Raw genomic sequence first — 741 nt, forward strand, 5'->3', positions numbered from 1 at the left:
GAAGCCTTGATTTAGAGGCGAAAAGACGCTGGGCTTTGCAAAATTTCTCGTGCTTGTGTGAATAGAATTTTGCAAGAAATTCGCATTTTAATAGCCAAAGAATGCGAAAAAATCTCAGCGGTGAGATTGAAGTTGATGAAAGTTATTTCGGTGCAAAAAGGGTGCGTGGAAAGCGTGGGCGTGGAGCTGGAAAAAAGACACCTGTGTTTGGTATGTTAAAACGCAATCGCACGAGTTTATACGCAAGTGGTCAAACATTGCTCTGCCAAAGAGTTACAGTCCATAATAAAGGAATTTTCAGAGCTTAAAGAAAGCGAAATTTACAGCGATGGCTTCAAAGCCTACGATGGTTTAGTGGATTTTTTGTTTCGTTACACTCGCAACTTTGCAAGAAGGTGCAAAGGCACATTACAGAGTAAAACACTCTAAAAATGAGTTTGCAAATGGACGAAATCACATTAACGGCATCGAGAATTTCTGGGGCTTTGCGAAGTTTCGACTTGCCAAATTTCGTGGGATAAAAAGAGAAAATTTCGTGCTTCACTTAAAGTAAACAGAATTAAGACGAAAAATTTAGGACAAAATTCTCATCAAAATTTGCTAAAATTGATAAGAGAAAATCCTGTTAAAGTATCTTGAGCCATATTAAATTACAAGGATTAAAAATGCTAAAAACATTCTTTAAAATTGCATTTCTTAGTGCCTTACTAACAAGTTTTTCTTTGGCTGATGATTTTCTTG

At 36.6% G+C, this 741-nt stretch carries 1 pseudogene; it reads left to right on the forward strand.

The features are described from left to right. Positions 1 to 21: 21 nt before the first annotated feature. Positions 22 to 639 (forward strand): annotated as a pseudogene (locus DMC01_RS16975) (IS1595 family transposase); the annotation flags it as partial. Positions 640 to 741: the final 102 nt, after the last annotated feature.

It is taken from the genome of Campylobacter troglodytis, from assembly GCF_006864425.1.
In the GTDB taxonomy this organism is placed as follows: Bacteria; Campylobacterota; Campylobacteria; order Campylobacterales; family Campylobacteraceae; genus Campylobacter_D; species Campylobacter_D troglodytis.